At 37.4% G+C, this 22,298-nt stretch carries 17 protein-coding genes; 16 read left to right on the forward strand and 1 reads right to left on the reverse strand.

The features are described 5' to 3' along the window. Positions 1-460: 460 nt before the first annotated feature. Positions 461-1,234 carry a non-homologous end joining protein Ku gene (gene ku, locus CA2015_RS05360; protein ID WP_048640972.1) on the forward strand — a complete coding sequence of 258 codons (774 nt, stop codon included), beginning with the start codon at positions 461-463 and terminating at the stop codon, positions 1,232-1,234. Further along, positions 1,235-3,667, forward strand: a complete 2,433-nt coding sequence (gene ligD, locus CA2015_RS05365) for a DNA ligase D (RefSeq protein WP_048640973.1) — start codon at positions 1,235-1,237, stop codon at positions 3,665-3,667. Here the strand turns inward: ligD and CA2015_RS05370 are convergent. Beyond that, a complete protein-coding gene (locus CA2015_RS05370; RefSeq protein WP_048640974.1) occupies positions 3,659-3,856 on the reverse strand; it encodes a hypothetical protein in 198 nt (65 codons plus the stop codon). The genes ligD and CA2015_RS05370 overlap by 9 nt on opposite strands. Positions 3,857-4,381: 525 nt before the next feature. Here CA2015_RS05370 and CA2015_RS05375 point away from each other — a divergent pair. From CA2015_RS05375 to CA2015_RS05440, 14 genes are all read left to right on the forward strand, one after another. Next, positions 4,382-5,890 (forward strand): TolB family protein, encoded by a 1,509-nt coding sequence (locus CA2015_RS05375; RefSeq protein WP_084011655.1) that lies wholly within the window; start codon positions 4,382-4,384, stop codon positions 5,888-5,890. A 198-nt stretch (positions 5,891-6,088) separates the two neighbouring features. Beyond that, positions 6,089-6,799: an alpha/beta hydrolase family protein gene (locus CA2015_RS25035; protein WP_205749803.1), complete on the forward strand. Its 711-nt coding sequence runs from the start codon at positions 6,089-6,091 to the stop codon at positions 6,797-6,799. A 33-nt stretch (positions 6,800-6,832) separates the two neighbouring features. Next, positions 6,833-7,246, forward strand: a complete 414-nt coding sequence (locus tag CA2015_RS25040) for a prolyl oligopeptidase family serine peptidase (RefSeq protein ID WP_205749804.1) — start codon at positions 6,833-6,835, stop codon at positions 7,244-7,246. A 340-nt stretch (positions 7,247-7,586) separates the two neighbouring features. Further along, entirely contained in the window at positions 7,587-7,943 is a 357-nt protein-coding gene (locus tag CA2015_RS05390; RefSeq protein WP_240477930.1) for a DUF6970 domain-containing protein, read from the forward strand. A gap of 144 nt (positions 7,944-8,087) precedes the next feature. Next, the gene (locus CA2015_RS05395) at positions 8,088-8,609 is read left to right on the forward strand and encodes a hypothetical protein (RefSeq protein ID WP_157470327.1); all 522 of its coding nucleotides are present in this window, start codon (positions 8,088-8,090) and stop codon (positions 8,607-8,609) included. Positions 8,610-8,919: 310 nt separating this feature from the next. Then, a complete protein-coding gene (locus CA2015_RS05400; RefSeq protein WP_048640977.1) occupies positions 8,920-9,495 on the forward strand; it encodes a DJ-1/PfpI family protein in 576 nt (191 codons plus the stop codon). Between the two features lie 585 nt (positions 9,496-10,080). Then, positions 10,081-11,079 (forward strand): bestrophin family protein, encoded by a 999-nt coding sequence (locus CA2015_RS05405; RefSeq protein ID WP_240477931.1) that lies wholly within the window; start codon positions 10,081-10,083, stop codon positions 11,077-11,079. A gap of 30 nt (positions 11,080-11,109) precedes the next feature. Further along, the gene (locus CA2015_RS25405) at positions 11,110-11,223 is read left to right on the forward strand and encodes a helix-turn-helix domain-containing protein (RefSeq protein ID WP_084011657.1); all 114 of its coding nucleotides are present in this window, start codon (positions 11,110-11,112) and stop codon (positions 11,221-11,223) included. 156 nt (positions 11,224-11,379) lie between these two features. Continuing rightward, positions 11,380-12,135 (forward strand): carbohydrate-binding family 9-like protein, encoded by a 756-nt coding sequence (locus CA2015_RS05410; RefSeq protein WP_157470330.1) that lies wholly within the window; start codon positions 11,380-11,382, stop codon positions 12,133-12,135. Positions 12,136-12,408: 273 nt separating this feature from the next. Beyond that, the gene (locus tag CA2015_RS05415; RefSeq protein WP_048640980.1) at positions 12,409-13,644 is read left to right on the forward strand and encodes a hypothetical protein; all 1,236 of its coding nucleotides are present in this window, start codon (positions 12,409-12,411) and stop codon (positions 13,642-13,644) included. Continuing rightward, complete coding sequence (locus CA2015_RS05420) at positions 13,641-15,731, forward strand: Kelch repeat-containing protein (RefSeq protein ID WP_048640981.1); 2,091 nt, start codon at positions 13,641-13,643, stop codon at positions 15,729-15,731. The genes CA2015_RS05415 and CA2015_RS05420 overlap by 4 nt, the downstream gene beginning before the upstream one ends. 211 nt (positions 15,732-15,942) lie before the next feature. Then, positions 15,943-17,520 (forward strand): SGNH/GDSL hydrolase family protein, encoded by a 1,578-nt coding sequence (locus CA2015_RS05425; RefSeq protein WP_048640982.1) that lies wholly within the window; start codon positions 15,943-15,945, stop codon positions 17,518-17,520. A 140-nt stretch (positions 17,521-17,660) separates the two neighbouring features. Then, complete coding sequence (locus CA2015_RS05430; RefSeq protein ID WP_053086646.1) at positions 17,661-18,044, forward strand: pyridoxal-dependent decarboxylase; 384 nt, start codon at positions 17,661-17,663, stop codon at positions 18,042-18,044. Between the two features lie 973 nt (positions 18,045-19,017). Beyond that, positions 19,018-21,669 carry a PAS domain S-box protein gene (locus tag CA2015_RS05440; RefSeq protein ID WP_048640984.1) on the forward strand — a complete coding sequence of 884 codons (2,652 nt, stop codon included), beginning with the start codon at positions 19,018-19,020 and terminating at the stop codon, positions 21,667-21,669. Positions 21,670-22,298: the final 629 nt, after the last annotated feature.

Raw genomic sequence — 22,298 nt, forward strand, 5'->3', positions numbered from 1 at the left:
AGATAGCTACGATTTTTGCGACTTATTTCGGGTTTTCCCCCATAAATTATTTTTTGTGTTACAAAAATCACTTTTTGCATCCATCCCAATGTCTCATTTTACGTTTTAAAGAAGATCTAGTCCTAACTAGCCAAGCCGATTTCGGAAATTTTGGTTAATAGAATTAGTAGGTCAACCTTGGTAGGTATTTTATCAGTTTTGTTGCCTAAAAAAAATAATACCACCAAAATCGTATCTTATATATTTCTCTAAACCATGGGTTACAAACCATAGTTATTGATTAAATGGTTATTTCTAAAAAGAGTTGGATTGTTTTTTGCAGGAGAATTCCCTGTTAGCATTGGGAATATTGTAATCCAAAGAATTCAGGCTATTGGAGAATATTAACCTAATGCCACTAGGGTGAATTATCCAATTAGAAAGGATGTGACAAATAGTTGGTATAAAACTAAAAAATATTATGAAATCAATTTGGAATGGTACCGTCAGCTTTGGGCTTGTCTCGATTCCCATAAAAATGTATTCCGCATCAGAAGGGCGTACCCTCGATTTAGACATGCTTGATAAACATGACCATGCCCGAATCAGGTACAAACGGGTCAACGAAAATACTGGTGAGGAAGTAGCTTATAAAGACATTGTGAAGGGCTATAAAAAAGACGATGCCTATGTCATTTTAGAAAAAGAGGATTTTGAAAATGCCAACATAAAAAAAAGCAAAACCATTGATATCGAAGAATTTGTAGAAGAAACCGAAGTGGCTGATATGCTTTTTAAAAACCCATACTATCTCGAACCGCAAAAGGAAGGGGGAAAAGCATACAATTTGTTAAGGGATGCATTAAAGAAAACCGGCAAATTAGGTGTCGCAACCTTTGTCATGCGTCAAAAAGAAAATCTCTCACTGATTGGTGTGTATAAAAATGTAATCGTTTTGCATGTTATTCGTTTCGCTGAAGAAATCCGAGACACAAAAGAAATAAAAATCCCAAAATCCAAAACCTCTGATAAGGAAATTGCCATGGCGGAATCCCTTATTGAAAATTATACTGAAAAGTTCAATTTCGAGAAATACAAGGATGTCTATAACGAACAACTGTTGAAGACCATAGAATCTAAATCTACCGGTAAAAAAATCAAGGTAGAAAAAGTGAAAAGTGAACCTACTGTTGCCAAAGATTTGATGGCAAAGCTTAAGGCAAGTCTTGACCAACGAAAAAAGATGGCCTCCTAAATGGGACTCAAAGCGTACCGACAAAAGCGAAGTTTTGAAGACACACCTGAACCTAAAGATGTGCTTGAAAAAAGCAACCAATCCAGGTTTGTCATCCAAAGACATCGTGCCAGTCATTTACATTACGACCTGCGTTTAGAAATGGATGGAGTTCTCAAAAGCTGGGCAGTCCCTAAAGGACCTTCCATGAATCCCCGAGACAAGCGTCTGGCAGTACAAACCGAAGACCACCCCATTGCTTACTTAAGCTTTGAAGGGGTCATTCCAAAAGGCAATTATGGCGCAGGAAAAATGACCATTTGGGATGAGGGGAACTACAAAAATTTACACCCACAAAATTCCCTGTCTTCAGACTATAACACTGGGAAGCTAAAAATCATCTTTCACGGCAGCAAACTCAAGGGACTTTTTACCTTGGTCCGTTCTTCCTCCATGAATAAAAAAGAACAATGGTTACTCATAAAACATGATGATGCATTTGCCACTGACCTGGATTACGATGCCGAAGACTTTACCGATGAGGCATTTTCTATAAAGCCATTCCAAAACCCAAAAAAATTAGACCTTAGGACCCTTGTAAAACCCATGCTCGCCTCTCCGGGGACGAAAATCTTTAACGATAAGGACTGGGTATACGAGTTAAAATATGATGGCTACCGGGCATTGGCTAACATCAATAATGGAAAGGTGGAGCTCTATACACGCAATGGAATTTCTCTCAATGAAAAATTCACTCCTATCCATAAGGAACTAAAAAACATAGCGCATAGGGCAATTCTAGACGGTGAAATAGTTGTGTTGGACGCTGAAGGAATGCCACAATTTAATGCATTGCAAAATTATAATGAAGAGACCACCAAAGGAGTATTGGTATATTATGTATTTGATTTGTTGCATCTCAACGATCACGACACATTGGAACTTCCATTGATAGACCGCAAGCAATTGCTAAAAGAATTAATTCCAGAAGCGTCGCATCTTCACTATTGCGACCACGTTGAAACCATGGGAATAACAATCTATAACCAAGCCGTAGAAATGGGAATGGAAGGTGTCATCGCCAAAAAAGCCAATTCTCGTTACGACCTAAACCTTCGCTCTCCTCACTGGCTAAAGTTCAAAAAAATTGAAAACACAGAAACGATCCTCTGTGGCTATACGCTTTCCAAGAAAAAATCCCGTAAGTTTGCGTCCTTAATTTTAGGGATGGTGGAAGATGGCCAATTGACCTATGTGGGTACTTGTGGTTCCGGTTTTTCAGAAGAACAGCTTAAAGAGTTGTATTACAAGTTTGAAGTACTTAAAACCGAGGAGCCAGTGTTCGATATTCGCAAACACCTCAAAGGCCGTGAAGCGGTATGGTTGATTCCTAAACTGATTTGTGAAGTGAAGTTTTCGGAATGGACTTCATCTAAGGTAATGCGCCACCCAGTTTTTTTAAGGTTGCGTGAGGATAAAAATTTGGACTTAGAACAGCCTCAATTACCATCTAAAAATCCAACTCCTCAAAAAAAGACACCTGATGAAGAATTTGCTTTAAAAGTGGATGGAATCACCCTCCACATCACACATCCTGAAAAGAGCTATTGGCCAGAATCCGGTTATACCAAATACGATTTGTTAGATTATTATATTCAGATGTCTGACATCATCCTACCCTACCTCGTAGACCGTCCTGAAAGCTTGCATCGACATCCCAATGGCATCCATGGCGAATCCTTTTACCAGAAAGACAATGAGCATTTGCCTGACTGGACAGATACCCATACCATTTATTCAACATCTTCTGACAAAGACATCAATTACGTATTATGTCAAAACAAGGCCACCTTGCTGTATTTAAATAACCTAGGATGCATCGAACTTCATCCCTGGCATTCCACCATTTATCAATTGGATCATCCTGATTATGCTATCATCGATTTAGACCCCTCAGACGAGAACACATTCGAACAGATAATTGAAACGGCATTGGTAGCGAATGACATTTTAAAGTTGGCAAGTATTGAGGGCTTTTGCAAAACCTCTGGCGCATCAGGATTACATATTTATCTTCCCATGGGAGGAAAATACACCTATGAAGAAGCACGAGATTTCACCAAATTACTTTGCTATTATATCCAGGAAAAACTTCCAAAACTGACCACTTTGGAACGCTCGCTCAAAAAGAGGGGGCCGAAAATATATTTGGATTACCTACAGAACCGAAAAGGCCAAACCATCGTTGCGCCTTACAGTTTAAGGCCTCAGCTTCATGCTACAGTATCAATGCCATTGCTCTGGTCAGAAGTTAAAACCGGATTAAAAATTACCGACTACACCATAAAAACAGTTCCAAACATCATGGCTGAAAGGAAAGATAGTTTCAAAGCTGTCTTAGGCAAAGCCATTGATATGGGCAAAGCCATCGAACACCTAAACAATTTAAGTTGACCTTAGAGGTCCAATTACGGGCTTCCTGACCCATTCCCATTCCCATTCCCATTGATTTTTAAGTTCCTTTTCATTAGCATCCTGATTTCGGGCCAATTGAATATTAAACCCGAAATATGCAATAGACAATCTATTACGTGCTGAAATCGCTTCAAAATACCCAATCGTTGCTGTTTTCAATTTCACCATAGCGGTGCTATGCTAAAATCTCCAAACAGCCGATTTTCTTGCGATTGCAACACTTCCCGTAAACACGGGACAGGCTTCACCCCTGACTATTGTCAGGACGGAGAAATCCTATTACATAATCCGGGTTAAAAAATCGGCTCCAGTAAGTCTCGAGGAGGCTAAAAGGGGATAAATCCGGAGGAATCCTCAAAAAAGTGAGACTTCCATAGCCTTTCCCCCTACAGTTACCCACCTAAAAGGATTTGCAGTGACGGTTTGCCTGTTTCAACTCATGACTATTGTTTATTTTATGATAGATCGAAAGAATTAGATGGAATTGAACATTATCATTTCCCTGATCTATTGGAAAAAAGTATCACCTGGAAAAAAAAACCGACCAAGGGATGACCGATGCATGGCCTTAAAACAAGATTAAACAATTGATTAAAAGCAATTTAATTGTTATATTATTAGAATTTTAAACTACTATCTCTTTAAAAGGAAAACCCAAAAGACTTTATTTCACTTAAAATAACCGAACCAAATATGCCCTTTATTAAATATGCATTTACCCTAGCAATAGTATTTTTCGAATTGGGCTTCGTTGAGGCCCAGACTAAAATTGGTCTGTTTGACAATCATTTGGACATTGGAGCTGTCAAAAATGAAGGGTTTGCCCAATATCAGAAAAACGATCAAACCTATACGATTGGAGGCAGTGGTGAAAACATGTGGTTCGACAAAGATGAATTCCAATACCTGTGGACCACAATTCAGGGTGATTTTATTGTAAGGGCAGAGGTTGCGTTTTTGGGAAAGGGTGTCGACCCTCACCGAAAAGCAGGGTGGATTATAAAAAATGACTTGAATACGGACACTCCTCATGTCAACGCATCTGTTCATGGGGATGGACTGGCCGCTTTACAATACCGAAGTACCATCAAGGGGGTTACAGAGGAAAATGTTTCCACCGATAGTCTTCCTGATGTTATCCAGTTGGAGAGGAGAGGAAGTACTTTTATAATGTCAACGGCGAAGTTTGGGCAACCCTTTCGTGAGGTCAAGACAACCAATACAAGTATTAAAAATCAGGTTTATATTGGCCTATATGTATGTGCTCACAATGCTGATATAGTTGAAGTAGTTAAATTTAGAAATGTCAGAATCATACGTCCTGCAACCTCTGATTTCAAACCTTATCGAGATTATATTGGAAGCAATCTTGAAGTAATAGAGGTATCAACAGGGCACCGGAAAATCCTACATAGCACGACGAATGCTATACAAGCTCCAAATTGGACTCCAGATGGGACCCATTTAATATACAACGGAGGTGGCCTCCTTTACAAATACCATATCAGCGAAGGAAAAATAAGTCCATTCAATACGGGTTTTGCTATGAAAAACAACAATGACCATGTGTTGACTTTCGATGGCAGTTTAATGGGCATTAGCAATCACAATGAAGAAGACAACAATCAATCTACCCTGTATTACCTACCCTCAGAGGGAGACTCTATTCCCGTTAGGGTGACACCATCAGGGGCAGGGGATTCTTATTTACATGGTTGGTCGCCGGACAATAAAAAAATGATTTTCACAGGGCATAGAAAAGGGCAATATGACATTTACACTACCGAAATCAAAACAGGTATAGAACAACAATTGACAGACCAAAAAACTTTAGATGATGGTGCAGAATACAGTCCTGATGGGGAATATATTTTCTTCAATTCTGTAAGATCTGGTAAAATGAAACTTTGGAGAATGGATACCGATGGAGGAAACCAAGTTCAATTGACAGGTGACGAATACAATGATTGGTTTCCTCATGTAAGCCCTGATCAAAAATGGATTGTATTTATTTCTTTCCCAAAAGACATTGATCCCAACGACCATCCTTTTTACAAACAATGCTACTTAAGAATCATGCCTTTCAAGGGAGGTACGCCCAAAATTATCGGGTATATATATGGTGGGCAGGGATCGATAAACGTACCTAGTTGGTCTCCTGATAGCAAGTCATTTTCTTTTGTCACCAATACCAGGCTTTAAAAAGTCTTTACCTCGACTCGAATGATACCATAGACTATCTATCAACTGCTGAAACCCTTAATAAGGAAAAAGATCTTTGTCATTATCATCGCTTTTGGAATAATTGCTTGCCAACCTACCTCCGAAACCAATAATTGAGAAAGGACAGGAAGCTATAGCGGTACATTTAAATCTGGTGATTTTTCAGATGAGATTCTCTTGGAAATAGAAGGTGACATCTACAATATTTCGGTGTTCTTCACAAGTTTAGCGCAAAATGCCAATAGGATCCCTTTTAAAGGTGTTGAAACCAAAGGAGATTCGATAAACTTCAGGCTTCAAAGCGATTTTTATATCTACAGTTTCAGGAATAAATGGGCTGACAATTACAGTAAACTTCAAGGCTCCCTTTCTGTCGACACTGTCACAACCGAATACATCCTGGAAAAGAAACTTTTGGACCACAAGAGTGCGCCTTTAAATGAAGAAATAAACTTTCAATCCAATGGAACAAAGCTATATGGAACCATTTGGTATCCCGAAACAATACGCAATAAAGGATTAGTGATTGTAACTTCTTCTGGAAATGCCGACAGAAGTGCTTCAAGGGCTGTAGCCATCCTCTTTTCACAAATGGGATTTACTACTTTCCACTATGAAAAAAGAGGCACTGGAAATTCTGGAGGCAATTGGGAAGTGGCAACAATGAAAGAACTCTTGGCAGACGACATTAAGGCTATAAGCTATTTTTGTGAAAAAACTGGAATACCACTTAAGGAAATAGGAATAAAAGGGAGTAGTCAAGGGGTTACCAAAATACCTTATATTTTGAATGGTTTAGCAAATCTGTCGTATGGAATTGTCGTAAGTTGCCCAGGAGTGACCCTTTTAGACAGCGATTTGAACTATTGGAAAAATAGAAATGCCTAAGCTCTAGGAGATGACTTAGATGAAGCAAGTGCATTGCAACGCAAGGTTTTCGAATTTATCGCTGGAAAACTTTCAAGAACAGATTTAGAAGGGGCGCTAAATACTGAGAAATCAAAATCTTGGTTGGACAAATTTTGGGTGTCAAATTTAGATGAGGTACAAACCGATGAAAAACTCAATTTTACTCCTATCCCGTACTTTGAAAGGATCAAACAACCTGTTCTAATCCTTCAAGGAACAATGGATGAAATCATTCCTACCAATAGTCATGAATTTATCTTCAATGCACTTGCGAAATCCAATAGTGATAAATTTGAAATCATTTTATTAGTGGGGGCTTCCCATTCAATGGACTATATTGGCAAAAGCAACTTCCCTTACTGGTCAAAATTGCATCCTGATTATTTAAAAACAGTTCAGGGACAGATAAAAACTGTAGCTAATTAATCGGTAATACCCACCTTGCTGGACAAAATATTGGCTCTATCTGCAATAACAACCTCCCTTGCAAAAGTCGCCTATCTTTCAAGTCTAAGAAAACCAGGCCTGCTTGATATCAAATATTATTACCTTACCAAATTTATAACCTATTCCACTGGCTACTCCACAGTATTGGCTAGCATGTATTTGAACATTATTTATCCTTAAATCCGCACAAACCGTATAAAGAAATATTAGTGGCTATGCGTTTAATACCAAATAGATTCGCTTACAATCCGATAATCAGTGCTTAAAAACCACTATTTCACACAGTACTCATTGTTTGCAATAATAAAAATAAGCCCTTATGAAAAATTCAATAAAAATGATTGTAGGAATTTTTCTCTTCTCCTTGACAGCTATGTCCTGTACGGAACTTGAATTGGAAAAGGATGTCCCAAATTGCATCAAGCAAAAAATAAGAAAGATCCAGAGAGAAGACGTTCAAAATCCTCCAGCAAGTGTTTGGGAATGGAAAGATGGCAATAAAACTTATTACTATATTACTTCAGACTGTTGTGACCAGTTCAACTATTTGTATGATGACAATTGCAATGAAATCTGCGCTCCAGACGGTGGATTTACAGGTACAGGAGATGGCAATTGCCCTGACTTTAACGCACAAATAGAAAAAACACTGGTTTGGAAAGACGACAGAAATTAAATTGAGAAAATTATTGTAAGTTGGAGAAATGGAGGGCAGGAGAACCATCAGGTGCCTAACTATGCCATTTTACATCTTTGGCCAAAAATTTCTTTTGCACATTTGCACTGGTTAAAAACCAAAATAGTACAAGCTTAAAATTTTATGAGACACTTATACTTAACTATTTTAGCGGCGGCTTTCCTTATGACAAGCTCCCTATCATCCTGCAAACAAAAAAACAAAGCTGATGACAAAATATTAACAGAGAAAGAACAAAGCTTAGGGCAAAAAGATATTATTCCGAGAAGCGATAAGCAGACAACTACCAACACCATTTCAAACGAACTTTCCTTTCTAAATACATTCGACAAGAAATATCCCTACGAGATTAAACTTTTAGACAAGCCAGTAATAAAAAGACGACTAGAAGAAATGCTCGGCCCTCAATATGCTTTTGTAAAAAGCATTTGGGAAGTAGAAACACCCATTGCCATTACTAATGGAATATTTTATGCTTGGGGAATGAAAGCACATAGCGGAGGTGACCCAGGCGCTGTTCTTATGGCAGACCTAAATAAAAATGTATTGTATGTGGGCATAAGAAAAAACAAAGACGAAAAATTTTATTCGGAAGATGGATCTATGGTTCCACAAAAAATGCAAGAATGGGCCGATGAACAATAACCGCTACCTGCAGTTTTGGAATTGATTTCAAAGTACATTTATATGAGGGCACAGCATTTTTTTTCTAGATCCCTTATTGGATTTGTTGCGCCAACTAGTCTTTGAAATCGCATCTTTGACCTAACTTTTCATTTGCTCCACAGCCTTCCTTAAAGAGGAAAAATATATACAATGTAATGCCAACATTAGCCTGTATGCGAAAATATTCGGTTTGAATTAATTAAATTAGGCATTCAAACGCCAAAAAAAACCATACATGAAGGTTCGAAGCAACCTTAGAAAACTAATTATAACTATTAAAACATAAGATATGAAAAAGGTATTGTTCTTAACTGGAGATTATACAGAGGACTATGAAACCATGGTTCCTTTCCAAATGCTTGAAATGGTAGGTTATACGGTACACACCGTATGTCCGGACAAAAAAAAGGGCGACATTGTAAAAACTGCCATTCATGATTTTGAAGGTGACCAAACTTATTCTGAAAAGCCGGGGCATAATTTTGTTTTAAATTACAGCTTTGCTGATGTAAAAGTTGGCGATTATGATGGCTTGGTAATTGCAGGCGGAAGAGCACCGGAGTATTTAAGATTAAATGGTAAATTAATCGAAATGGTCCAACATTTTTTCGAAGCTGACAAGCCAGTTGCTGCCATATGCCATGGTATTCAGATTTTAACTACCGCAGGCGTTGTGAAAGGCAAAAAATTAACCGCTTACCCAGCTGTTGGTCCTGAAGTAACCTTAGCAGGTGGAGAATTCCAGGATATCCCGGCAGACCAAGCTTTTGTTGATGGCAACCTTGTGACCTCACCAGCCTGGCCAGGTCACCCAAGTTTTATCAGGGAATTCCTGAAAATTATGGGAACTAAGATTGAGATTTAATCTCTTCTACCAAAAAAGGTAAAGGCTGTTGTTAGGCCCTTACCTTTTTTGGACTTTTATCTCACTCGCTTTTCATCAATAATTGGTTTGATTGGGCCTTTTTCATTTTCAAGATCAGAAAATTTTTCATTTTTCCCCTCGGTGTTTTTGTCAATCTCCTCCTCAATTGGGAGACATTGCCTCAAGAGAGGCCTAAGTTAAGGATGCCATTTAACCAGCTTCACTTTTTTAACATACTCAATAAACGAATGTCAGTAAACCCTATCTGAAAAACCAATTTGCACACTTCAACAAGTCTCTGTATATTGAATGATTCACCGTCATTAATTACCTATTTTAAGGAAATTAATTTTAAATAGCAGTGCATCTTCCAACTTCGCGAAATTATAATTTGAATTTAAATATTTGCTTTCACTGTATATAGTAAAGTATTTAAACAACAGATATGGCAGTTACTGAATTAATAATTGTTCAATTTATTTTTGGAATTGAAACATAATGGTGAATAATTTAGCAAAAACAATTACCTCTTCCTTTTAATAGAAACCCAATATGTTGGTAACAAAGAGCATAAGTTTTAGTAGAATGTTAAAATTATCTTGGCATCATATATTGTGGTTATCAATGTTGATGGGCTTGGTGGCATCTCTATATCATTTTGATCTCATTAAAATTTATATTCCTTGGCTTCCGGTTTCTGTTATAGGCACTGCAGTTGCGTTTTATGTAGGGTTTAAAAACAACCAAGCCTATGACCGGATGTGGGAAGCCCGTAAAATCTGGGGAGGGATTGTCAATGAAAGTAGATCATGGGGAATGATGGTAGATGGACTTATTACCAATTTCATTTCAAAACAACCAATTGAGGAAGACATTAAGACAATCAAAAAGAGACTCTTTTACCGCCATATTGCATGGCTGTATGCCCATAGAAGTCAATTGCTGATCCCTACTGAATGGGAGCATATCAGCCAAACGGGCTCTGTAGGAAGACAAGCCGTTTATTTGAGGAAACAATTTGGAATAGGTTTGGTGGACGATGAAATAACCCGTACAGAACTGAAACAATTTTTATCCTCCGAGGAATACGAACGATTAATAAACAAAGCAAATACAGCCACCCAAATAATCAATGAACAATCCCGAGAATTAACTTCCCTAAGGGAGAAAGGAATTATTAATGATTTTCAGCACATGCAATTGGAAGGTGTCCTGAGAAGTTTTTACACCTTACAGGGCAAAAATGAGCGCATCAAAAAATTTCCTTTACCAAGACAATACGCCAATATAAGTAGGTATTTTGTTGGGATTTTTATTATGCTACTCCCTTTTAGTATGATACCGGAGCTACTTAATTTAAGCAATTGGGGTGTTTGGCTTTCCATTCCGATCAGTGCTTTGATTGGTTGGGTATACGTAATGATGGAGATCACCGGGGATTATTCAGAAAACCCTTTTCAAGGCATGTCCAATGATATCCCAATGTTGTCCCTATGCAGAACGATAGAAATAGATTTAAGAGAAATGCTGGGAGAGACTGAGCTTCCTCCAGCCATTCAATCAAAAAATGGGGTACTTATGTAACCCTTAGACAACAGGCATTCATCTCAAAAATTGAAACAAAACCTAACCCAAGATAAGCTATCCGAACTCTCAGGAATAAGCTTGAGAACCTTACAAAGAATTGAGAAAAATGAAGGTTCCCTAAAAATACCATTCATTAAATAAGGCAAATCTCCAATCCAGTGAGTAGATTTAAGAATAAACTTATGGCTCATGTTTTAGATCACCAAATTTTCAGGCGGTCCTTGATAGAACGTTTCTAATTACTTGGATATTAGCGTTGTTCCTCCCTCAGGGTTACTTATAAAAAAATAGTAAAAATTGTCATACATCATTTATCAACAAATGCCACTAAAATATTTACTAATACCTGCCACATTTGCCCTATTCACACACTGTGCTGAAAAATCTACATCTGATTATACAATTGAAGCTTCTTTTGCCTCCACCGCTCCTGAGATTGATGGTAAAGCGAACGATCCCATTTGGCAGCAGGCCAAACCAATACGCCTGAAAAATAATCGTACTGGAAAGGAAGTCCAGGAATCAGCGCTACAGACACATGTCAAGGCATCCTACGATGACAAAAACTTGTACTTCTTGTTTGAATGCAAGGATCCCGATATTTGGGCAGAATTCACCCAGCGAGACGAATACTTATGGAAAGAAGAAGTCGTTGAGGTTTTCATTGACGTAGATGATGAGCCTGAAACCTATGTGGAAATAGAAGTCTCTCCTGCCAATATCCTATTCGACAGTTATATTGTCGATCCTGAAAATATTGATGTGCCAGCAACAGCCAAATTCAACTTGCCAGGTATTCGAACAGGTGTAACTGTACAAGGAACGCTTAACAAGCGTGAAGACAAAGACGACGGCTGGACCGTAGAAATGGCCATTCCCTTTGAAGATTTAGCCAATGCAACTACTGAGAGAGTAGGTCCTGAGACTGAAATTAGGCTTAACTTTTTTCGATTGGATAAAAACCAGGGCAAAGAATTTGCGTCTTATGCTTGGTCCCCCACGGGGAAAAGCTTCCATAAACCATCTGTTTTTGGGAAACTTGTATTTAAGTAGCGCCGCTTTGGTAAGCTCCAAACAAGGAAGCTTTTCTACTATTAGATTTAACACACAAAAAGTTAGGCTACATTTTTTTACAGTAAATATTTACGAACATTAGATTAATTTTCATCCTTTTCTTTATGTTTGTAATCTAAGTACTTTTACGTTCACACAATTTTGTGCTGTTTTTCAACAAAGTGCCATGCAATTTTTACGGAAATAACTTACTCATTTATTACACATTAAAAATCCATTTTCCTTTTTTTAAAGTTTAATTTTTTTTCAATTATGAGAATAACAAGACTACTGGCTGCAGCAATTTGCTGTTTTTTCGCTACCACCTACCTGGTTTTTAGTCAGGATGTAAGCCAGGACTACATCATCAATCAAGAAGGCCATAAAATATATGGTACGATCAAAAAATCATTTGATTTTAACACGATCACATATATCCCTTTCGTTTCGAATGAAGGAGTAAAAACAAAGTATTATCCCGATGACATTCAAGGGTTTGGCTTGTCAAATGGAAGAAAGTTCATGAGTAGATATATACCAGATAAGGAAGAAGATGGAATGGTATTTTTTCAAATTATTATAAAAGGAAAGGTTAACCTTTTGAGCTATAAAAATCAATATTATATAGAAAATGAAGACTATTTTTTGGAGTTACATATGGTTTCTGAAAAAAAAGATCTACAAGGAAATTTGATACGTGCCAAAGACAGAGAGTACATGGGATATTTAAGTTACATGCTTTTTGGGCCATGTGGTAATAGACTTCAGGAGAAGATTGCTTCAACAAATCTATCTGAACATGAATTGATATCTACATTTAAACTTTACTATGATTGTGAACAGGAACCCTACGAACTGAATGTAAAAAACTTACCTTTTGTGAGAGCCTCCATTATAGCAGGTGCTGGCATTTCCTTTACACAATCCAACCTTACAGAAGACTCCTTTGATGAAATCCCTCATGTATTTGACCCCCAATACACCCCATATATTAACCTTGGAGTAAAGCTGGATCATTGGAGAAGGTTGCCTCGTTTTGCTTTTGACACAGGCATAGGTTATACAAAAAGGGATGGTGTAATTAATATGGAATTGTTCAAACCAAACCAGAGATATTCCGCTACTGAAGAATATTCCAGATCAAGTTTTATTGTGCCCATATTCATCAATTATCTAGCTTACAGGTCCAAAAACAACGAGTTCTATCTTGGTGCAGGAGCTGTTATTAGGACCAATACATTGGAGAGCAAGTTTAGTATAGTGGACCATAAAATCACCTATGAGCCGGTTACAGTAAGGCTCTATGAAGAATCCGTTTTAACTTACTCATCCTCCAAATTGTCGCCTGCAATAAAACTAGGTATTAACTTTTTGTACAACCGACGTTTCGGCATTGTATCAGAGTTTCAATTGGAGCATATCTCAAAGGAATACACGATTGATCTAAGTAGTCGTCAATCTTACTACAATTCCCTTGTTGCATCTTACATGATAGGTTTTAGGTTATGAAAAGACATATTATTTTTATCGCACTACTTGTGTTCTCCTTTTTAAATGCCTGTGATCAGGAGGAACTTTCTCCGAGAACCAATCCTCGGTTTAGTATAGCCTATATCCAAGAATTGGATGATAGTGGAGCTGAATTTGTTTCCAATATTTACGATTTTGGAAGCGATGAAATCACAGAATATGGCTTCTTATATAGCCTTAATAGCTATCCTACCTTAAGCAATTCTGAAATAATTTCACAGCAAGGAAAACCTGAAAAAGAGTTTACCTTAAAAGCCAAGCATTCCTTGGTAAAAGGTAAAGTTTATGCCGTGGTAGCCTATATTCAAACTACTTCAGAAAGAGTTTATTCAGAACCATTTGGATTTGTAAGTCAGGGGGCTCCAGGTTTTATATTTGAAAGATTCGAATATAAATCACCTGTTTTTCACGGAGACACCATCACTGTATGGGGCAGTAACATGAGCCAACTCCATGAAAGTTACGCTGTGAATTTCCAAGACAAAGAAGCCACAATTGTCAATATTGAAGAAAACGCATTCAAATTTATTGTCCCTGAATTTTCTAATTTCAATAATGGGGAAAATGGTCCTGATTCTTTTAACATTACTCTTCAGGTTTTGGATAAAAAGCTAGACATGAATGCAATTTTTCCTTTCCAAAATGCCGAATTCGAAGAAAGAGACACTCAATTTATCGATTATGGAGGCAGTGTTGAAATACTTGGCAAGTATTTGCAAGACATAAATTTGAAAATAGTTACTAGCCCAGATGTTCCGGAGAGAATTTACGGAAGCAATGTCTCCATAGAATCTGCAGAAAACAATAAGATAGTATTTACACCCAACCCAAAATACGCAGGCATTAACAATAACCTGACGCTTGAAATTCGTGGCAAGTTATATGCTATGGGAACTGATTTCTTTGCTTTCAATCCACCAGAAATAAACTCCAATCAGCACCTTTTGATACAACCATTTGAGAACTTCACAATAAAAGGACATAATTTTAATACTGCCGCCGCTAGAACTCATAAAGCTATTGTCAATGGACATCCAGTATCTTTAGAAGGATTTACTACAGATGCTGAGTCATTGACTTTTCGTATTGCTGATTTGGAAAGCTTTTACATGCGAACAAACAACGTGATGAAGATTAAAACTTTTGATCAGTTTTCTGAAGAGACTATTACTTTTGAATTTACAAATCCAGATTTTCCTTACATGCAGAATCCCTATGCAACCACTAAACCATCGGGTTATTGGAATTGGAAAAATATGGTAGGTTATGGGGAGAAAGGTTATGCCTTAGGCAATCACAATATTTTCGAATTTGATATTGATCAGAAAAGTGTCCATTCAATTCACCAATTACCAAATGAGATCAGCCAACTTCAGTTTACATTTGGAGTATTGCATGGTGAAAAATGGTATATAGGTGGGGGTATTAATGCAATTAGCAATACCGTAAACCAATCCTTTTTTGTTTTTAATTTGCGAACAAAAGATTTAAGAAGACTTCCTGATCTTCCTTTTTACGAAAAGGAATCCGTACTGGCACATGCCTTCAACGGGTATCTTTATTTTGAAGGTGGTATCGTCATGGAAACCGGTAATGATCATAAAAACAGGTACAAATTTAATTTGCAAACAGAAGAATGGATCAGGTTACCAGACAAAGAATTTGGTCGTGAATATATAGGAAGAACCATTGCTTTTGAGCACAAAGAGAAACAATTTGCATTAGGAGACCCTGATGGAAGTCTAGTAGGACATTTTGGGCTTTTTGAATTTGATCCTATTAGAGAACGCTGGAAACTACTTAAACAATTTGATGGATTGAACTATTCAAGCATAAAAACAGACCAAGTTTTTATACTTGGAAATAACGCATATTTGTTGGGGAGCAGTATGCGTGTTCTGAATCTGGGAAATTACGAGATTCGACAAGTCACCAATTTTGCTTTTTCTGATTTACTAAATTATAATTATTACCGAAATATGGCATTCATGAGTAGAGGGGATATTTATATTTTAGACCGTGACAGTCACCTTTGGGAAATTGACTTAGAAAAACTGACATATTGATAGGGATAAAATGGGGCATTAAAAGAAGCCCCTCTTCTTTTAATAAAACCCAATATCATAGGACTAAATATTGGCGCAAAATTCTTAAATTAAATTTTGGTTATTGAAAAGCAGATATGCCCTATTTGATGGACAAAAAACCTTGATAATACCAGCACAAAATCTCAGGGCGAATTAGTCAATATTGAATCGTGTGAAAATCAGATCCCCTATGAAATTAAGCATTCTATCAATCCTTTTCTTATTTGTCACAAACGCATTTGCTCAAAACGATCCCGCATGGGACAATACCCAGATTGAAAACTGGCCGGAGGAATGTACGAGAATAATGATTCCTTCTACTTTAGATGGAGAAAATCAAGCCGCAATTTTTTACGCTGCAAAGCAAAAAAATAGACCTTTGATTGTCAGCCTACATACATGGAGCGCGAATTACGAACAGGAAGACGTACTGGTTAATGAGAGCATAATAAAGGATTACAACTACATTCATCCTGATTTTAGAGGGCCAAACAAAAATTTTAAAGCTTGTGGTAGTGAATATGTAATTCAGGACATCGAAGATGCCATAGCCTATGCGATAGAAAATGGCAATGCAGACCCTAACAATATTCATGTAATCGGCACAAGCGGAGGCGGATATGCCACCTTGCTTACCTATATGAACACCAAATATCCTGTAAAGACCTTTTCGGCTTGGGTACCCTTGTCGGATTTGAAAAAGTGGTTTTACGAGTCAGAAGGTAGAGGAAACAAGTATTCAATTGACATTGCCGCCTCAACGGTAAAGGAGGAAGACTTTGATAGAGAAAACTATTATTTAGGTGAGGAAGAGGCTGAAAAACGTTCTCCTATTTACATGAAAACACCTATAGAAAAACGCAAAAACAGCAAACTCTATATTTATGCTGGGATTCATGATGGATATACCGGATCAGTACCAATTACGCAATCTCTGAATTTCTACAATAAGGTAGTTGCGGATTATGATGCATTGGAGAAGAAGGCAATCATTCCTCAGGAAGACATTATAGAAATGCTTGCTTCTAGGAATTTTGTAGCCACTGATAAAGACAGCATTGCTGACAGGTTAATCCATTATCAAAAATCTTACAAGGATTTAATTAAACTTACCATTTTTGAAGGCACTCATGAATGCCTTAAAAGTGTGGCTTTAGATCAGGTGGATACAGACAAGGTATTGGTAATTGGAGACTCAAATGGCGCCAAAGAAAATGGCTGGGTGGATCAATTGAAGAAAACCTACTTTGAAGATTTTATTTACAACACCAGCATCTCCGGAAACACCATTGGATTTAATAATAATGACCAGAAAAAGCTCAATACATTACTTAATGTGGATCGGTACATGAATGAGGCAGATCAAAACCTACATGGTTTGGACAAGGTTGTGATTATGCTTGGGACCAATGATTGTAAAGCAGTATTTGCACCGAGAAAAGAAGAAATCCCAGCAAAAATGGCCACATTATTACAGAAGGTAAAAACTCATCCTGTATATGTCAAATACAAACCAGAAATTTATGTGATTTCCCCACCACCCTGTGGAGAAGATGCCATTATGAAAGAAAAATACCATGGATCTTCCGAAAGAGTAAAATGGTTGGTTCCTGAACTTAAAAGGGTAGCTGAATTGAATGGTAGCAGATACATTGATATTCATACTACTCTATCACCTCAATGGGATTCGTTAGCAAAAGATGGGATTCACCCTGAAGAAAACGGTCAGATTATGATGTCGAAAATAATACAGGAGCAGATCAATTAAACCCTGAACAGTTGTCTATCTACTTCTTGGCGTTTTTGGTCAGGCAATCGTATAATACAAAAGGAAAGCTTTATTTCTCTTTCACCTTATTAGCTAGTTAATTAACTAGTTAAATCCGAAAAATTGGTAAGGTTAAAGAAATGGACAGTAAACTTTTAATAGCCACAATCACTGAGGATATTAAAGAAGGCTGTCAACCAATTATGGCAATAGGCATAGCCAGTGATATATGTACTGGTGTGGTGGATAATTTGGCTGAGAACTCCATTATTTTTAAAAAACATGATTTGGATGGTGCTTATGTAGCACCGTTGCAGTGGTACGGAAAATCAATCATTTATCCGAAGGGAGGAGAGGCAGACTCTACTGTATTGGACCCTCACAAATGGTTGTATAGTCCATTGGAAGCGGGTTGTACATTGGTGAAGAATCCTCAGCATTTAATTGACACCTATAGTTCTCATCCTGAATACTACGTTTTCGGCAAGGATGAAGAAGAAAAAATGCAAAATTTCTGTGAATAGGTACTTCAAAACTCCGGTGGATTTAGGGCTTTAAAAGTTTGGTTAGCCTTTCAACCCGAAATATGCAATAGACAATCTTTTACGTGCTGAAATCGCTTCAAAATACCCAATCGTTGCTGTTTTCAATTCCACCATAGCGGTGCTATGCTAAAATCCTCAAACAGCCTGATTTTCTTGCGATTGCAACACTTCCCGTAAACACGGGACAGGCTTCACCCCTGACTATTGTCAGGACGGAGAAATCCTATTACATAATCCGGGTTCAACAAGCCAGTCGAAGTGGTTACGAAAAACTCATCAGTGAAAACATAGAGCTTTCAGAAGCTTTATTTGACCTCGTTGACAAACACCCTGAATTTGAGGCTGTTTGCCAAAACTTAAGCATTACTACATTTCGATATATTCCATTAAACACGAATGAAAATAACCTTTACTTAAATACACTTAATGAAGAATTATTGAATAGCTTACAGGCTGGTGGAGAAGTTTTTTTGTCAAATGCAATTGTCAATAAAAACTACTGCTTAAGGGCTTGCATTGTCAATTTTAGAACTTCCTTAAATGACATTAAAGAAATCATTGAAATAATAATTAAAGAGGCAAGAAAAACGCACCTTAAGCTAATCAACCAAAAGAAATAATTGGTCTCCAAACAATTTATTAATTCAAAATCTACCTGAACCAAGTCTACGGAAAGCATCCTGAGTTAAACCAACTCTTTTAGCTACTAAGCGATATTATTTACAATTAATCTGAATTCAATATTTATTATTTTGCACCCAATAAATTATAATCCCTTAGGATGCAATTGGCTTATTAAAAATTGAAAACCAGACATTTAAGATAACATTTTAGTGTTTAATCTGTTTCACTAGAGTACACTGCTTGGATTTAATCAACCTACGCTGCACGATTTACAATGTCGCTTCGTTTTTTTATATAAATTGTATTAGTAATTGATCACCTTTAAACTATGGAAAAATCCAGCAAATTAATAGGCTTAAAAGCCGCTAACGATATTCCAGCGTTACTGGCCTATTGGGATAAGAATGAGATTTGTCGATTTGCCAACTCCACCTATTTAGATTGGTACGGGAAATCTCAGGAGGAGATGATTAATAAAATGTCCAAGAAGGAATTGTTAGGAGAGAAATACAAGGAACATTCCCACTATATTAAAGAAGTGCTTAAAGGCAACCTACAAAGTTTTGATCTTGAGATAAGTACACCTAAAGGAGAGTTACGGCATTCGCATGCTACCTATACACCAGATATAGAAAACGGAAAAGTAATTGGTTTTACAGCCCACATTACAAATATAACAACCAGAAAAAACCTAGAAGCTTCTTATATAAAGTCTGAGAAGTTATTAAAAAATTTATTGGAATCTGCCCCTGATGCTATTGTGATAGTCGATAGCACAGGAACAATCCAAATCGTCAATCATCAAGCCGAAAATATATTTGGCTACTCAAAACCCGAGATGATAGGTGAGGAGATTGAATTGTTAATTCCAGGGGGACATAAATCAAAGCACAAAACCCATATTAAAAAATACTTTGATTCTGCCTCTATCAGACAAATGGGGGATGGAATAAAATTATATGGTAAACGAAAGAATGGTGAAAAGTTTCGTGTTGAAGTAAGTCTAAGTCCTACCCAAACAGATGATGGAATTCTGGTAATGGCCGCAGTGAGGGACATTACAGACCGGGTAAGAATGGAAACAGAACTGGAAGAAAGCTATAAACGTAACAGCATATTTATCCAGCAAGCACCTAATGCCATAGCCATGTTTGACATGGATATGCGTTATATGGCTGCTTCCCATAAATGGATTGAAGATTATAATTTAAAAGGCAGAGAAATCATAGGTCATTCCCACTATGAAATATTTCCTGAAATTGGAGATGAGTGGAAGCAGAAACATCAACGCTGTCTTAGGGGAGAAATTAACCAATGCGATGAGGCACCCTTTGATCGGGAGGATGGAACCCGGCAGTGGTTAACATGGGACGTACGTCCTTGGTACAAATCAGAAGGCGTTATTGGTGGTCTTTTGATTTACACCGCTGACATAACGGATATAAAAGAAAAAGACCAAGAGAAAACGCGAATAGAAGAGATATTGGAAAGAACCAATTCAGTCGCTCGAATAGGAACATGGGAATTACAAATAAATGAAGGAAAAGTAATCTGGAGCAAAATTACTCGAGAGATACATGAAGTCTCAGAGGATTTTGAGCCTGATTTAGCTACCGGTATTAATTTTTATAAAGAAGGGTATAGTAGGGACACTATAACAAAACTAGTTACAGACTCTATTTCGAATAACACTTCCTATGATGTAGAAATAGAACTAATTACTGCTAAAGGAAATGAGACTTGGGTGCGTGTTATAGGTCAATCAGAGTTTGTCGATGGCAAATGCAAGCGCCACTATGGCGTCTTTCAAGACATTACCCCTATAAAAAATACGGAATTAAAAATAAACCGGGTAAACAATGAATTGAGGGCAATCCTAAACTCCGCTTCAGTATCCATCATCGGAACTGACAAGAAAGGCCTGATTACTCATTTCAATAAAGGGGCAGAGCAAATGCTTCAGTATTCCAGATCGGAACTGGTAGAAAAACATACACCCGCAATTTTTCATGTTAAAGAGGAAATAATAAAACGTGGAGAAGAGTTATCAGCTCAAATGGGTTATGAGGTTGAAGGTTTTGATGTTTTTGTACAAAGCACAATCCACAAAGAGGAAGACACTCGTGAGTGGACCTATGTACGAAAAGATGGAACAAAACTGATAGTGCTCTTGGTATTGACAGCAATCAAGGATCACTTGGGGAATATATTTGGTTTTCTGGGAATTGCTACCGACATCACCGAACGTGTAGAAAATCAACAAAAACTAAAAGAAGCCAAAGAAGACCTTGAGGTGCTGACAGAAAAACTCACCTCTCAGAACATGCAACTTGCCAATTTTGCCCATATTACCTCACATAACTTAAGAGCACCTGTAAGCAATCTAAACGCCCTTCTACAATTCTATCATTCTAGCGAAGATCAGGAGATGAAAGAAGAAATCATTGGTAATTTCGAGGTAGTTAGTAATCACCTGACTCAGACCCTTGACACGCTAGTAGATCTGTTAAAAATTCAGGACGAAGGCTCTAAGGAGCTGGAAATTTTGTATTTCGATGAGATATTTGAAAAGACCAAGGAGATGTTGGTTGGCCACATTATGGAGTCAGACGCTCAAGTGACGGCTGATTTTTCAAAAGCTCCCAAAATCACTTACAACCGTGTATTTTTAGAAAGTATTTTTCTAAACTTAATAGGCAATGCCATCAAGTATCGTTCTCCGGACAGACCTCCGGTTATTAAATTAGAAACAGACCTTAAGTACAACCGCATTGTATTTACTATTTCCGACAATGGCCTAGGCATTGACTTAAAGAGTCATAGCAAAGAGTTATTTGGCCTTCACAAAACTTTCCACAAGCATGCAGAATCCAAAGGCATAGGCTTGTTTCTCACAAAGAAACACATCGAAGCCATGGGAGGCATTATTACTGCTAGAAGTGAGGTTGGCAAAGGAACCACTTTCACCATTGAGTTTTGAAAAGCAATAGATCTCTAAAAGCAACTTCTTCAAAGATTCCCAATTAGCAAACAGTCCTTTAACCCGAAATATGCAATAGACATTCTATTACGTGCTGATACCGCTTCAAAATCAGCCACTTCGTTGCTGTTTTCAATTTCACCAATGCGGTGCTATGCTAAAATATCCAAACAGATTTTCTAGCGATTGCAACACTTCCCGTAAACACGGGACAGGCTTCACCCCAGACTATTGTCAGGACGGAGAAATCCTATTACATAATCCGGGTTTAACTTATACCATATATATGGAGGTAATAATCGTTTTAAAGGACTTCCCACCCACTAAAGTAAATACGGCCATTACAATACAAACAGTAAGCTTGGAGATTATGATATAGCTCCGCTAGGGTAGATTTTAATCCCCAAGTTATTGACTGAGTATACAACGATTTCAGAAAGGAAAATAATTGCCATTACCCATCTCTAACTGTAATAAGCTAAAACATCCCCTCTGTATCCAACAGGATCCTTTTAGAATTGATTTTTCCTTCAATACTATTAAAAAAGACCTCATCAAAGTAATTTTTCTAAAATCCAAAGCCTGGTCTTTTTCAGCCCCTACTGGCGCTACTATTTATTGGCTTTCAA

Source organism: Cyclobacterium amurskyense, assembly GCF_001050135.1.
Taxonomy (GTDB): Bacteria; Bacteroidota; Bacteroidia; order Cytophagales; family Cyclobacteriaceae; genus Cyclobacterium; species Cyclobacterium amurskyense.

Bases quoted from the DNA above. Each gene is read 5' to 3' on its own strand.
- ku (WP_048640972.1), top strand. From the start codon at position 461: ATGAAATCAATTTGGAATGGTACCGTCAGCTTTGGGCTTGTCTCGATT.
- ligD (WP_048640973.1), top strand. From the start codon at position 1,235: ATGGGACTCAAAGCGTACCGACAAAAGCGAAGTTTTGAAGACACACCT.
- CA2015_RS05370 (WP_048640974.1), bottom strand. From the start codon at position 3,856: ATGGTGAAATTGAAAACAGCAACGATTGGGTATTTTGAAGCGATTTCA.
- CA2015_RS05375 (WP_084011655.1), top strand. From the start codon at position 4,382: ATGCCCTTTATTAAATATGCATTTACCCTAGCAATAGTATTTTTCGAA.
- CA2015_RS05390 (WP_240477930.1), top strand. From the start codon at position 7,587: ATGAAAAATTCAATAAAAATGATTGTAGGAATTTTTCTCTTCTCCTTG.
- CA2015_RS05395 (WP_157470327.1), top strand. From the start codon at position 8,088: ATGAGACACTTATACTTAACTATTTTAGCGGCGGCTTTCCTTATGACA.
- CA2015_RS05400 (WP_048640977.1), top strand. From the start codon at position 8,920: ATGAAAAAGGTATTGTTCTTAACTGGAGATTATACAGAGGACTATGAA.
- CA2015_RS05405 (WP_240477931.1), top strand. From the start codon at position 10,081: ATGTTAAAATTATCTTGGCATCATATATTGTGGTTATCAATGTTGATG.
- CA2015_RS05415 (WP_048640980.1), top strand. From the start codon at position 12,409: ATGAGAATAACAAGACTACTGGCTGCAGCAATTTGCTGTTTTTTCGCT.
- CA2015_RS05420 (WP_048640981.1), top strand. From the start codon at position 13,641: ATGAAAAGACATATTATTTTTATCGCACTACTTGTGTTCTCCTTTTTA.
- CA2015_RS05425 (WP_048640982.1), top strand. From the start codon at position 15,943: ATGAAATTAAGCATTCTATCAATCCTTTTCTTATTTGTCACAAACGCA.
- CA2015_RS05430 (WP_053086646.1), top strand. From the start codon at position 17,661: ATGGACAGTAAACTTTTAATAGCCACAATCACTGAGGATATTAAAGAA.
- CA2015_RS05440 (WP_048640984.1), top strand. From the start codon at position 19,018: ATGGAAAAATCCAGCAAATTAATAGGCTTAAAAGCCGCTAACGATATT.